Genomic DNA, 13,672 nt, shown 5'->3' on the forward strand with positions numbered 1-13,672 from the left:
TCTACTCTACATGCCGATAGGCTGTTTCACGGAACCGACGCCATGGTGAATGGCAACGAAACAGTCTAGGAGCACCAGTGCCTGAACAAACCGAGTCTGCCCCCGCTCGCCGCGTCGTCGTTGCGGAAGACGAGACACTGATCCGCTTGGATATCGTCGAGATCCTCCGAGGCGAGGGATACGACGTCGTTGCCGAGGCCGACAACGGCGAAAGGGCAGTCGAACTGGCCCAGGAACTGAAGCCGGACTTGGTCCTGATGGATGTGAAGATGCCGGTGATGGACGGGATCACGGCCGCAGAGCAGATCGTCAAGGCGCGTATTGCTCCGGTGGTGTTGCTGACCGCGTTCAGCCAGAAGGAACTGGTGGAGCGGGCCCGCGACGCCGGCGCCATGGCGTACGTGGTCAAGCCCTTCACACCGGCGGATCTGATACCGGCCATCGAGATCGCGCTGTCCCGCCACGACGAAATTATGGCGTTGGAATCCGAGGTGTCCGACCTGCAGGAGCAGTTCGAAACGCGGAAGCTGGTCGAGCGTGCCAAGAGCCTGCTGATCACCAAGATGGGCCTGACCGAGCCGGAGGCGTTCCGGTGGATCCAGAAGACGTCGATGGACCGCCGGCTGAGCATGCGCGAAGTGGCCGAGACGATTATCAATCAGGTGAACTAGCCGGGTCTCCACGCGGCCGCGAGCGGCCTTGGTCGACCACCGGAGGCGGGTCTCCATGCGCCCGCGGGCGGCGTTGGTCGACCACCGGTACAAAGGACGGGCTCCGGATTTTTTGGAGCCCGTCCTTTCATTTGCTGCTACGTCAACGGCCAGGGGCCGACCTTTTCGGGGCGCGGGTGCGAGTGCCCGTTGAGCACTTCGCCGGCATCGGCCAAGTCTCCCACCCGGTGGACCTTGAGCGAGTTCGTGGAACCGGCCTTGCCCGGAGGCGAACCGGCGGCGATGACCACCAGGTCATCGATCTCCACCAAGCCACGCTCATAGAGGATCCGGTCCACCTGGGCGGTCATTTGATCGGTGTGCTCCACGAACTCGACGACGAGCGGCTGGATCCCCCACGTCAGCGAGAGCACGTTCAGGGTGGACTGCAGCGGTGTGAAGGCGTAGACCGGCCGGCCCGGACGCAGCCGGCTTAGCCGTCGGGCCGAGTCGCCGGACTGGGTGAAGGTACAGATGTACTTGGCATCAAGCTGGTCGGCAATCTGCACGGCCGCCCGGGTGATGGCGCCGCCGCGGGTCTTCGGCTGGCTACCCAGCGGCGGAACCCGGTCCAGGCCATGCTGCTCGGTGGACTCGATGATCCGCGCCATGGTCTGGACCGTTTCCAGCGGGTACTTGCCCACGCTGGTTTCGCCGGAGAGCATGACGGCGTCGGCCCCGTCGAGTACCGCGTTGGCGCAGTCCGAGGCTTCCGCCCGCGTGGGCCTGGGGTTGTCGATCATCGATTCGAGCACCTGGGTGGCAACAATCACCGGCTTGGCCCAGCGGCGGGCAAGTTCAATCGCGCGTTTCTGCACCAACGGCACGTCCTCGAGCGGCAGCTCCACGCCCAGGTCACCTCGGGCCACCATGATGGCGTCGAACGCGTCGATGATCTCCTCGATCGCAGCCACCGCCTGCGGCTTCTCGATCTTGGCGATCACCGGCACCCGCCGGCCCTCTTCGTCCATGATCTCGTGGACGCGCTGGACGTCGGCGGCGTTGCGCACAAAGGACAGCGCCACCATGTCGACGCCGGTCTTGAGGGACCAGCGCAGATCGTCCTCGTCCTTCTCGCTCAAGGCCGGGACGTTGACGGCCACGCCGGGCAGGTTGATGCCCTTGTTGTTGGACACCACCCCGGCCACCGTCACTTCAGTGACCACTTTCACGTCGTCCACTTCCAGCGCCTTGAGCGCCACCTTGCCGTCGTCGATCAGCAAGGAGTCCCCCACCTTGACGTCGCCGGGCAAGCCCTTGTGCGTCGTCGAGCAGATGTCAGCGGTGCCTTCCACGTCCTCGGTGGTGATGGTGAACCGGTCCCCCACCGCCAAGTGGTGGGGGCCGTCAGCGAACCTGCCCAACCGGATCTTGGGGCCCTGCAGGTCCGCGAAGATCCCCACCGGCCGGCCCAGCTCGGCGGAGGCCCTGCGGACGTTGTCGTAGGTCTGCTGATGCACGCCGTAGTCGCCGTGGCTCATGTTCATCCGGGCCACGTCCACCCCGGCCCTCAGGACGGCCAGTGTGCTCTCATAGCTGGCGATGGCAGGGCCGAAGGTTGCAACGATTTTTGCGCGTCTCATATCCCTACCCTAATCAGAATGCGACGGGCGTGCAGGCCATGCCCTGCTAAGGCAGCACCGCGATCGGCCGGTCTTGCGGAGCAACCGGGGCATGCAACCGGGTGGTGCCGGTCAGCCACTCGTCGACGGCAGCGGCACAGGCACGGCCTTCGGCGATGGCCCACACGATCAGGGACTGTCCGCGCCCAGCATCGCCGGCCACAAAGATGCCCTCGCAACTGGTCATGTACCTGCCGTCCCGGCCCACGTTTCCACGCTGGTCGAAGGCCGTGTCCACCTGCTCGCCCAGCGCGGCTTGCTCCGGCCCGGTGAAGCCCAGCGACAACAGCACCAGGTCTGCCGGTATTTCGCGTTCGGTGCCGGGCTTGGGCACCCGCCCGCCGTCCACGTACTCGGTTTCGGCGACCTTCAGCGCGGTGACCACGCCGTTTTCGCCGACGTATTCGACGGTGGAAGCAAGGTAGGTCCGTTCGCCGCCCTCCTCGTGCGCGCTCTCCACGAGAAACAGCGTGGGGAAGGTCGGCCACGGCTGGTGCGCAGCACGCTCGGCCGGCGGCTGCTTGCCAATGGCCAGCATGGTCACCGAGGCGGCCTGCTGCCGGTGCGCCGTACCCAGGCAGTCGGCGCCGGTGTCGCCGCCACCGAGGATCACCACATGCTTCCCGCGGGCGTCGATCTGATCGGGAACCGACTCGCCGGCCACCACCCGGTTGGCCTGCACCAGGTAGTCCATGGCGAAGTGCACGCCCGACAACTCACGCCCCGGCAACGGCAGGTCCCGCGGCACGGTGGCGCCGGTAGCGATCACCACGGCGTCGTACCGACGGCGCAGCTGATCCCAGCTGATGTCCTTGCCCGCTTCGATCCCGGTACGGAAGCGTGTGCCCTCGGCGCGCATCTGGTCCAGCCGGCGGTCCAGATATTGCTTCTCCATCTTGAAGTCCGGGATACCGTAACGCAGCAAGCCGCCGACCTTGTCGTCGCGTTCATAGACCGCCACGGTGTGGCCGGCCCGCGTCAATTGCTGCGCCACAGCGAGCCCCGCGGGACCCGATCCGACGACGGCGATGGTGTGGCCGGTCAACCGCTCCGGAGCATGCGGCGTCACCCAGCCTTGCTCGAAGGCTTCCTCGATCACCGAGACTTCCACCTGCTTGATCGTCACGGCAGGCTGGTTGATGGCCAGCACGCAGGAAGCCTCGCAGGGGGCCGGGCACAGCCGGCCGGTGAATTCCGGAAAGTTGTTCGTGGCGTGCAGCCGTTCAATCGCTTCCTGGCCCATGTCGCGCCAGGTCAGATCGTTCCACTCCGGAATCAGGTTGCCCAGCGGGCAGCCTTGATGGCAGAACGGAATGCCACAATCCATGCAGCGGCCCGCCTGACTACGGAGCACGCCCTTCTCCTGCGCCTCATAAACTTCCTTCCAGTCCATGATGCGCACGGGGACGGGACGGCGCGGCTGGGTCTGCCGTTCACGTACTTTCAAAAATCCGCGTGGATCAGCCACCGGTCACCTCCAAAATTCGGGTCCAGACAACGTCGCCGTCGGGATCCAGCCCCTCGGTTTCGGCGTTCGCCCGGGCTTGCAGCACCGCCGCGTAATCGCGCGGCAGCACCTTGGTGATGCGGGTCAGGGTGTCTTCGAGGTCCTCATGCAGCTGGGCAGCCAGCTCGGAACCGGTTTCCTCTGCCTGCTTCTTGAGCAGGGCCGCGATGGATTGCTCGTCCACCGCGTCCGGCCGCAGCAGTTGCAGCTCCCCGCTGTCCACGCCCTGGGTGTTCAACCGGGCGGGATCCAGATCCAGCACGTAGGCCACGCCGCCGGACATGCCCGCGCCGAAGTTGCGGCCGGTCGGGCCCAGGACCAGGGCCACGCCGCCGGTCATGTACTCGCAGCCGTGGTCGCCGATTCCCTCGACGACGGCGGTGGCGCCCGAGTTCCGCACAAGGAACCGCTCACCCACCTGGCCGCGCAGGAACATTTCCCCGCTGGTGGCGCCGTATCCGATGACGTTGCCCGCGATCACGTTCTGCTCGGACGCGAACACGTTGGCCCGGTCCGGCCGCACGATGATCCGGCCGCCGGAGAGCCCCTTGCCCACATAGTCGTTCGAGTCGCCGAGCAGCCGCAAGGTAATCCCGGCCGGCAAGAAGGCGCCCAGCGACTGGCCGGCCTGGCCGGTCAGCGTCACGTCGATGGTGTCGTCCGCCAGCGCCTGAACGCCGAAGCGCTTGGTCACTTCGTGGCCCAGCATGGTGCCCACGGACCGGTCGGTGTTGATGATTTCCAGGCTGATCCGGACCGGCTCGCGCCGGGTCAGCGCGTCGGCGCTCATCGCGATCAGCTGGTTATCGAAATGCTTGTCCAGTTCATGGTTCTGCGTCGTCAGGTTGCGCAGTGGCACATCGGCGTCCGAGCCGTAGCCGCGCAGGATCGGCGCGAGGTCAAGGCCGTCGACCTTCCAGTGGTCGACCGCTTCGCGGGTGTCCAGCAGCTCGGCATGGCCGATGGCTTCTTCCAGGCTGCGGAAGCCCAGTTCCGCCAGCAGTTCGCGCACTTCCTCCGCGATGAACTCGAAGAAGTTCACCACGAATTCGGGCTTGCCGGTGAAACGCCGGCGCAGTTCGGGGTTCTGCGTGGCAACACCCACCGGGCAGGTATCCAGGTGGCAGACGCGCATCATGATGCAGCCGGAAACCACCAGCGGCGCGGTGGCGAAGCCGAACTCCTCGCCGCCCAGCAAGGCTGCGATCATCACGTCGCGGCCGGTCTTCAACTGGCCGTCCACCTGCACCACCACGCGGTCGCGCAGTCCATTCAGGATCAGCGTCTGCTGGGTCTCGGCCAGCCCCACTTCCCAGGGGGCTCCAGCATGCTTTAGCGAGTTCAGCGGGCTGGCGCCGGTTCCGCCGTCGTGCCCCGAAACAAGGACGACGTCGGCCTTCGCCTTGGTCACGCCGGCTGCCACGGTGCCGATTCCGACTTCGGAGACCAGCTTCACGTGCACGCGTGCCGAAGGATTTGAGCGCTTCAGGTCATAGATCAGCTGCGCCAGGTCCTCAATCGAGTAAATATCGTGGTGCGGCGGCGGCGAGATGAGGCCCACGCCGGGCGTCGAGTGCCGGGTCCGTGCCACCCAGGGGTAGACCTTCTGGCTCATCAGCTGGCCGCCCTCGCCGGGCTTGGCTCCCTGGGCCATCTTGATCTGGATGTCAGTTGCGTTGGTCAGATACAGGCTGGTGACGCCGAACCGGCCGGAGGCCACCTGCTTAATCGCCGACCGGCGCTCCGGGTCGAGCAACCGGTCCGCGTCTTCGCCGCCTTCACCGGTGTTCGACTTCGCGCCAAGCCGGTTCATGGCAATGGCCAGTGTTTCGTGCGCCTCCTGCGAGATGGAGCCGTAGCTCATCGCACCGGTGGAGAAGCGTTTGACGATGCTGGAAACCGGCTCGACCTCCTCCAGCGGAACCGCCGGGCGGTCGCCGGACTTGAACTTCAGCAGCCCGCGCAGCGTCATCAGTTCCTTGGACTGGTCGTCCACGCCGCGGGTGTAGGCCTTGAAGACGTCGTAGCGGCGTTCCCGGGTTGAATGCTGGAGCCGGAACACAGTCTCCGGGTTGAACAGGTGCGGCGGGCCTTCCCGGCGCCACTGGTACTCGCCGCCGGTCTCCAGCGCCCGGTGCGGGTCCTCGATCCCGTCGGACGGGTACGCCCGGGCGTGACGGGCCGCGGCTTCTGCGGCGATCACCTCGAGACCGACGCCACCCAGCAGGGACTGCGTTCCGGCGAAGTACTGGTCCACCAGCGACTGGGACAAGCCGATCGCTTCGAAGGTCTGGGCGCCGCAGTAGGAGGAGACTGTCGAGATGCCCATCTTGGACATGATCTTCAGCACGCCCTTGCCCAGGCCCTTAATCAGGTTCTGCACGGCCTGGGCTTCGGTCACGCCGGGGAGGTGGCCGTTGCGCACCAGTTCCTCGCAGCTTTCCATCGCCAAATACGGGTTCACCGCGGAGGCGCCGAACCCGATGAGCACTGCAACGTGGTGGACTTCGCGAACATCGCCGGCTTCCACCAGCAGCGAGATCTTGGTCCGGTTGGCGCTCTTGAGCAAGTGGTGGTGCACCGCGCTGGTCAGCAGCAGCGTCGGGATCGGTGCCCACTGGGCGTTCGAGTCCCGATCGGAGAGAACAATGAACTTCACGCCACGGTTGACCGCGCCGGAAACCTTTTCGCAGATTTCCTGCAACCTGGCGGCAAGCTCGGAAGCGCCGCCGTCGGGTCGGTAGAGGCCGCGCACCTTCAGCGAGACGCGGTTGCCCTCGTCGTCTTCCATCGCGGTGATCTTGGCCAGTTCATCGTTGTTGACCACCGGGAACTTCAAAGCAACCCGGGTGGTACTTACTCGCCCTGTGGCCAGCAAGTTGCCGTCCGGGCCGATCGACGAACGCAGCGACGTCACCAATTCCTCGCGGATAGAGTCCAGCGGAGGGTTGGTCACCTGGGCGAAAGACTGCACGAAGTAGTCGAACAGCAGCCGGGGCCGCTTGGACAGCACCGCGATCGGAGTGTCCGTGCCCATGGCACCGAGCGGCTCGGCTCCGGTGCGGGCCATCGGGCCCAGCAGGATCCGCAGCTCTTCGTGCGTGTAACCGAACGTCTGCTGGCGCAGGTTCACCGATGCGGTGGTGTGCACCACATGCTCGCGCTCCGGTAGGTCCTCCAGCCGGATCATGTTCTCCTTGAGCCATTCACTCCACGGGTTGGCCGCCGCGACCTCGGCCTTAACTTCCTGGTCTTCGACCAGCCGTCCTGCCTCGGTGTCCACCAGGAACATTTTGCCGGGCGAGACCCGTCCCTTTTGGACTACCTTGGCCGGATCGATGTTGACTACGCCGACCTCGGAGGCCAGCACGACCAGCCCGTCCTCGGTCACCCAGTAACGGGCCGGGCGCAGGCCGTTACGGTCCAGCACCGCCCCGACGAGCTTGCCGTCCGTAAAGGACACGGCCGCGGGGCCGTCCCACGGCTCCATCAGCGTGGAGTGGTACTGGTAGAAAGCGCGCCGCTCCGGATCCATTGTGGCGTGGTTTTCCCACGCCTCGGGGATCATCATCATGATGGCGTGCGTGATCGGCCGGCCGGAGAGCATCAGCAATTCAGCGACTTCATCGAAAGAGGCGGAGTCGGAAGCACCCGGAGTACAGATCGGGAAAAGCTCTTCCGGCGTATCGCCCAGCAACGGGCTCTTCAGCTGCGACTGCCGGGCGCGCATCCAGTTGCGGTTGCCCTTGACGGTGTTGATCTCGCCGTTATGCGCGATAGTGCGGAACGGCTGGGCCAGCGGCCAGGAGGGGAACGTGTTGGTGGAGAAGCGGGAGTGGACAATGCCGAGCCTGGTCTTAAACCGGGGGTCGGAGAGGTCCGGGTAGAAGGGTTCCAGCTGCGCGGTGGTCAGCATGCCCTTGTAGACGATGGTCTTCGAGGACAGCGACGGGAAGTACACGCCGTACTTGTTTTGGGCGCGCTTGCGCACGCGGAAAACGCGGGCGTCCAGATCGTTTTCGCCGTCCTTGCCGGCGTCGAGGGCCAGGAACACCTGAACAAAGTGGGGCATGCAGGACCGAGCCATGGCACCGACCAATTCGGCGGCCACCGGCACTTCGCGCCAGCCGAGTACGGAGAGGCCTTCAGAGGCGGCCAGTGATTCCACGCCGTCCCGCGCTACCGCGGCTTCGGCTCCGTCGCTGGGCAGGAAGGCGGTTCCGGCCGCGTAGTGGCCCGGTGCAGGCAGTTCGAAGCCCACCACTGCCCGGAAGAATTCATCGGGGATTTGGGTGAGCAGACCAGCGCCGTCACCGGTTCCTTCGTCGGCGCCGACCGCGCCGCGGTGTTCCAGATTGCGCAACGCCGTCAGCGCCGCGTCGACTATGTCGTGCCCGGGTTCGCCCCTGAGGGTGGCGATCACGGCGAGGCCACAGGCATCTTTTTCGTTAGCGGGATCGTACAGCCCGGTCTGCTCCGGGTAGGCGGCGAAACGACTGAACGGCGATTGCACTGTGCTGTGCTGGTGCCCGTGTCCGCCGCCGAGGCTGCGCGGGGTACTCGACCCCTTGAATGGAGGAGTCATTTGAACTTCCTTCTCCTAGATGTTCGTGAGAAGGGGACGGCACTGGCCCCGCCCGGGCCGGCTTGAGGACAACCCGGCCCGTGATGCACTGGAGATTCCGTGGCGCACTCCCCGGGAACAGCGCACTCGATGTTCCGGGTTCGGATGGGGCCGCAAGGATGAACGGTGCGGTTGATCAGCCACGGCCGCCGGGGACCGCACTAGTGGTGCGCCTGAGCCGGCGGATTATCCACGTCAGTGTGGTCGGCACGCTGCATTTCTGCCTCCGGGCGGTAGTCCGGGATGGTGCGTACCTGTTCGTTCCGGTCTGCCGGTGGGGCCGACCGATCCGCAGAACCTCTCAGTTCTACGGTAGAGCGACGATAGCACGGCGGGCACCCTGTTACCCAGATTTTTCTAAATCTTTAACGAGGGTTGTCCAGATTGTTAACAGCGGAATGTGAGCCGCGGGGACAGCACGAAGCCGCCGGGACGAACGCGTGCGTTCTTCCCGGCGGCTTCGCGGGTTATTAGTCCTTGGTCCGGTTGCTCTCTGCCCCGTCGGCCGTCAGCGGATCGCTGGTCTCCCGGTCGTCAGGAGCGGCGTCGCCGTCCGGCTCGGTCTTAGCCACAGGCGGCTCGGTGCTCTTTTCCCCCGCTGCCGGGGAAACCTCGGCGGCCTTCGGGGAAGGCTCCGCGGCCGCCGGGGACGGCTCTGCTGCTGCCGGGGAAACCTCGGCGGCTGTCGGGGACGACTCAACAGCCACCGGGGAAGATCCGGGTTTGCTGCGCGAGGCGGCGGCACCGTCGTCGTCCGCCGTAGCCTCCTGGCCCACAACGTCCGTTTCCGCAGCCGATTCCGCACTGTCCAGCCCGGCGGTCGGCGCCCGGCCCGGCAGGTACAGCGAATCGGTCTCCGCGGTGCGCGGTTGCCGCGCGAGCACAATGAAGATCACCACCGCAACGACCAGCAGCAGCAGCGATGTCCACACGTTCAAGCGCTGGGTCAGGCCGAGGATGGTGATCATCTCTGCATCGTCGATGCGCAGCATCTCAATCCAGACCCGGCCGAGTGTGTAGAACGCGACGTACAACCAGAACAGCATGCCGCGGCGGAACTTGAAGCGCCGATCCAGCAGCAGCAGCAGTGCCACGCCGGCCAGGTTCCACAGCGACTCGTAGAGGAAGGTGGGGTGGAACAACGTCCCCGGGGCCGCATTGACCGGGAAGTTGGGGCTGTCCGCGTCGATCTGCAGGCCCCAGGGCAGCGTGGTGGGAGCGCCGAACAGTTCCTGGTTGAACCAGTTGCCCCAACGCCCGATGGCCTGGGCCAGCAACACTCCGGGAGCGGCCGCATCCATGAAGGCGGGCAGCTTGATGCCGGCCCGGCGGCAGGCGATCCAGGCGCCCAGCAGGCCGAAGGCCACCGCACCCCAAATGCCCAGCCCGCCGCGCCAGATTTGCGGGATGAGGGCCAGGTCCCCGTTCGGCCCAAAGTAGGCATCGGGCGAGGAGACGACGTGGTAGAAGCGGCCGCCGATAATGCCGAACGGAATGGCCCAGATGGCCGCGTCCCAGATGAATTCGTCGGGCCCGCCGCGGGCCTTCCAGCGGCGGCTGGTGAGCCAGAGCGCCGCGACAATGCCCAGCAGGATGCACAGCGCGTACGCGTGGATCGTGAGCGGGCCGATGCTGAAGCCGGACCAGCCCGGGCTGGGGATGGAAGCCGGAACGGCCATTGCCATAGTCGTGCTGTACACCAGATTCGTCCTCTAGGCCGAAGTTTGCAGGTCGGGGCGCGGCCGCAGGCGAACCGCTGACCCACCGGTCATTCTGTCAGGCCCGGGCTGTGCCTTCGCTCAGCCGCGCCGCCAGTGCGCCCAGTGCTTCCACACCGGAGTGGCCGAGTTCGGCAACCAGTGCAGTGCCCACGATGGCGCCTTCAGCATAGGCGCCGATCTCCCGCACATGCCCCGCGTGGGAGACACCGAGGCCCACGCAGACCCGTTCGGCGCCGGCCTCGTGGGCTGCTTGGACCACTCGCTCGGCGGCGTCCGACACGTTCTCCCGCGCGCCGGTGACGCCCATGATCGATACCGCATAGACAAAGCCCCGGCTGGCCTTAACCGTCATGGCCATCCGTTCCGGCGAGGACGAGGGAGCGACCAGGAACACCCGGTCCAGGCCGTACTTGTCCGAGGCCTCGAACCATTCTGCGGCCTCGTCCGGAATCAGGTCCGGTGTGATGAGCCCGGCGCCGCCGGCCTCTGCCAGCCGGCGGGAGAATTCATCGACGCCCATCCGCATCACCGGGTTCCAGTACGTCATGACCAGCACCGCGGCGTCGCAGCGGGCGGTGATACCGGCGACGATCTCGAAGACCTGGCTGACCCGGAATCCGTCCTTCAGCGCCTGCACCGTGGCGGCTTGGATCACCGAACCGTCCATCACAGGGTCGGAGTACGGAATGCCGATCTCGATGACATCGGTACCGTTCTCGGCCAGCGCGACGGCGGCATCGATGGTGGTCTGGACGTCCGGGTATCCGGCGGGCAGGTAGCCCACCAGTGCGGTCCGGCCCGCGGCCAGGGCCCGGTCGATGGCGGCCGCCGACTTGCTGGCGGTAGCGGTATTGTTCACAGCTGCTCTCCTTCGGAGCCGATTCCTGCCTCGGGTGACTCCTGCGGGAGCAGGCCGAACCACTCGGCGGCGGTGGCAACGTCCTTGTCGCCCCGGCCCGACAGGTTCACCACGATGATGACGTCCTGCGCATTGTCTTTGCCCTCGGTCAGGCGCTTGCCCACCCGCAAGGCACCGGCCAGGGCGTGCGACGATTCGATGGCGGGGATAATCCCCTCGGTCCGGCAGAGCAGTCGGAAGGCATCCATTGCTTCGCTGTCGGTGACCGGTTCGTAGCTGGCCCTGCCGATGTCGGCCAGGTAGGAGTGCTCGGGTCCCACGCCGGGGTAGTCGAGACCGGCGGAGATCGAATGCGACTCGATGGTCTGGCCGTCCTCGTCCTGCATCAGGTAGGAGCGTGCGCCGTGCAGCACACCGGGCCGGCCCAACGTGATGGTTGCGGCATGGCGGCCGGTGTCCACGCCGTCGCCGCCGGCTTCGAATCCGTACAGCGCCACCTTGCGGTCATCCAGGAAGCCATGGAAGATGCCGATGGCGTTGGATCCGCCGCCGATGCAGGCACAGACGGCGTCCGGCAGGCGACCGGTCTGGTCCAGTATCTGGGCGCGGGCCTCTTCGCCGATGACCTCGTGGAAGTAGCGCACCAGCGCGGGGAACGGATGCGCCCCGGCCGCGGTGCCCAGCAGGTAGTGGGTGTTCTGCACGTTGGCGACCCAGTCGCGCAGGGCTTCATTGATCGCGTCCTTAAGGGTCTGCGACCCGGCGGTGACAGGCACAACGGTAGCTCCGAGCAGTTCCATCCGGGCGACGTTCAGCGCCTGCCGGCGGGTGTCTTCGGCGCCCATGTAGACCACGCATTCCATGCCGAGCAGGGCGGCCGCGGTGGCGCTGGCCACGCCGTGCTGGCCGGCGCCGGTCTCCGCTATGATACGGGTCTTGCCCATGCGCTGGGCCAGCAGGGCCTGGCCGAGCACGTTGTTGATCTTGTGCGAGCCGGTATGGTTCAGGTCCTCGCGCTTGAGGAAGATCCGGGCGCCGCCGGCATGCTGCGAGAAGCGCTTGGCTTCGGTCAGCAGCGAGGGCCGTCCGGAGTAGTTCTTGTTCAGCTCGTTGACCTGGGCGATGAACTCGGGGTCCGCTTTCGCCTTTTCGAACGTGTCTTCCAGCTCGTCCAGTGCCGCGATCAGGGATTCGGGCATCCAGCGCCCGCCGAAGGCACCGAAGTACGGACCGGGGGCATGGCGAAGGCTGCTTCCGGCCAGGAAAGCGTCGGCTGCTTCCTGCGGGGTTCCGGACTCGGCCGGGGTGTCGGGGCTCTGCGTCATGGCGGTCCTCATCTAGTGCTGGGGGCAGGCCGCGGAGCCACGGATGGCCGTTGCCTGCCCCTGAAGGATTCTTACGTCGTACGGGCCGTTGCCTCAGCGGCGGGCGGCAACGGCTTCGGAGCCGGCCGCGCCGAATTCGGCAACGGCCGCTTCCGGATCACCCATCGTGACCAGCGCTTCGCCCACCAAGACGGCGTTGGCGCCCTGGCCTGCGTAATCGCGAACATCGGCGACCGAGCGGACGCCCGATTCCGCCACGACCACGGCACCGGCCGGAATCCTGCCCGCGAGCTCCGAGAATACCGAACGGTCCACGTCCAGGGTCTTGAGGTTGCGGACGTTCACTCCGATGATGCGTGCGCCAACGGCCACGGCCCGGTCGATTTCCTCGGCGGTGTGCGTCTCCACCAAGGCGTTCATGCCCAGTTCGTGCGTGAGGTCCAGCAAGGCCTTCAGCTCGGCGTCGTCCAAGGCAGCGACGATCAGCAGCACCAGGTCCGCACCGTGGGCGCGGGCCTCAAAGACCTGGTATTCCTCGACGGTGAAGTCCTTGCGCAGCAGCGGCAGGTCCACCGCGGCGCGCACGGCGTCGAAGTCGGCCAGCGAACCGTTGAACCTGCGTTCCTCGGTCAAGACGCTGATCACGGCGGCGCCGCCGCGTTCGTAGGCAACGCCAAGTTCTGCGGGATCGGCGATCGCGGCGAGTTCGCCCTTGGACGGACTCTTGCGCTTGATCTCGGCGATCACCTTCAGCGCCGCACGGGGGGAATCATTGCCGCCCAAGGCAGCGTAGGCGTCACGCGGTGCGGGCGCTTCGGCGGCCAACCGCTTGATCTCCGCCAGCGGTACCTGGGCCCGTCGGGATTCGAGGTCTTCGCGGACCCCAACGATGATCTCGTCGAGAACGGTCACGCTTAGTGTCCGCTCCCTTGGATCTTGCTGCCGTCCACGCCGTAGCCGGCCTTCTTCATGATCCAGCCGACGATCAGGCCAATGAAGATCACGACCACGCCGGCCCAGAAAATCAGGTTCGATGCCATGGCGAAACCAATGCCGGACACGATGGAGCCCGCGATCATGATGAACACGCAGGTCCAGGCAGCGGGGCTGTTGCCGTGGCCGATAACTTCGTCGTGGATGCTGCCTGCCGGATCCGTCTTCATTGCGGTTTCGGTGGCGGTGGCGTGGTTGGCCATGATGTTTCTCCCTCTAAACGGTTCTGCTACTTCATTCTGCCATTGTTTAGCGGCGTGGCGGGCCAGTGTGACACGCTGGCGGCCGGCCCGGATTCCCGTCCGGGGCCG

General features: G+C 66.2%; 9 protein-coding genes. 1 reads left to right on the forward strand and 8 read right to left on the reverse strand.

What is annotated here, in order from left to right; all coding sequences use genetic code 11:
* Positions 1-77: 77 nt before the first annotated feature.
* Positions 78-671 (forward strand): ANTAR domain-containing response regulator, encoded by a 594-nt coding sequence (locus AC5RW2_RS23455; protein ID WP_493950339.1) that lies wholly within the window; start codon positions 78-80, stop codon positions 669-671.
* Between the two features lie 137 nt (positions 672-808).
* Here AC5RW2_RS23455 and pyk read toward each other — a convergent pair whose 3' ends face one another.
* From pyk to AC5RW2_RS23495, 8 genes are all read right to left on the reverse strand, one after another.
* Positions 809-2,293, reverse strand: coding sequence for a pyruvate kinase (pyk, locus tag AC5RW2_RS23460; RefSeq protein WP_493950338.1), 1,485 nt, complete (start codon positions 2,291-2,293; stop codon positions 809-811).
* A 46-nt stretch (positions 2,294-2,339) separates the two neighbouring features.
* A complete protein-coding gene (locus tag AC5RW2_RS23465) occupies positions 2,340-3,800 on the reverse strand; it encodes a glutamate synthase subunit beta (RefSeq protein WP_493961943.1) in 1,461 nt (486 codons plus the stop codon).
* Positions 3,793-8,424: a glutamate synthase large subunit gene (gene gltB, locus AC5RW2_RS23470; RefSeq protein WP_493961942.1), complete on the reverse strand. Its 4,632-nt coding sequence runs from the start codon at positions 8,422-8,424 to the stop codon at positions 3,793-3,795. Before gltB ends, AC5RW2_RS23465 begins: the two co-directional genes overlap by 8 nt.
* A gap of 509 nt (positions 8,425-8,933) precedes the next feature.
* Positions 8,934-10,148 (reverse strand): prolipoprotein diacylglyceryl transferase, encoded by a 1,215-nt coding sequence (gene lgt / locus AC5RW2_RS23475; RefSeq protein ID WP_493962283.1) that lies wholly within the window; start codon positions 10,146-10,148, stop codon positions 8,934-8,936.
* Between the two features lie 91 nt (positions 10,149-10,239).
* Positions 10,240-11,043, reverse strand: coding sequence for a tryptophan synthase subunit alpha (gene trpA, locus AC5RW2_RS23480; protein WP_493950335.1), 804 nt, complete (start codon positions 11,041-11,043; stop codon positions 10,240-10,242).
* A complete protein-coding gene (trpB, locus tag AC5RW2_RS23485; RefSeq protein WP_493950334.1) occupies positions 11,040-12,368 on the reverse strand; it encodes a tryptophan synthase subunit beta in 1,329 nt (442 codons plus the stop codon). Before trpB ends, trpA begins: the two co-directional genes overlap by 4 nt.
* A gap of 93 nt (positions 12,369-12,461) precedes the next feature.
* Positions 12,462-13,280, reverse strand: a complete 819-nt coding sequence (gene trpC, locus AC5RW2_RS23490; RefSeq protein WP_493961941.1) for an indole-3-glycerol phosphate synthase TrpC — start codon at positions 13,278-13,280, stop codon at positions 12,462-12,464.
* A gap of 2 nt (positions 13,281-13,282) precedes the next feature.
* Positions 13,283-13,564, reverse strand: a complete 282-nt coding sequence (locus AC5RW2_RS23495) for an HGxxPAAW family protein (protein WP_493939620.1) — start codon at positions 13,562-13,564, stop codon at positions 13,283-13,285.
* Positions 13,565-13,672 lie beyond the last annotated feature (108 nt).

This window comes from Arthrobacter sp. B0316-1-20, from assembly GCF_059091865.1.

Bases quoted from the DNA above. Each gene is read 5' to 3' on its own strand.
- pyk (WP_493950338.1), bottom strand. From the start codon at position 2,293: ATGAGACGCGCAAAAATCGTTGCAACCTTCGGCCCTGCCATCGCCAGC.
- gltB (WP_493961942.1), bottom strand. From the start codon at position 8,424: ATGACTCCTCCATTCAAGGGGTCGAGTACCCCGCGCAGCCTCGGCGGC.
- lgt (WP_493962283.1), bottom strand. From the start codon at position 10,148: ATGGCAATGGCCGTTCCGGCTTCCATCCCCAGCCCGGGCTGGTCCGGC.
- trpB (WP_493950334.1), bottom strand. From the start codon at position 12,368: ATGACGCAGAGCCCCGACACCCCGGCCGAGTCCGGAACCCCGCAGGAA.
- AC5RW2_RS23495 (WP_493939620.1), bottom strand. From the start codon at position 13,564: ATGGCCAACCACGCCACCGCCACCGAAACCGCAATGAAGACGGATCCG.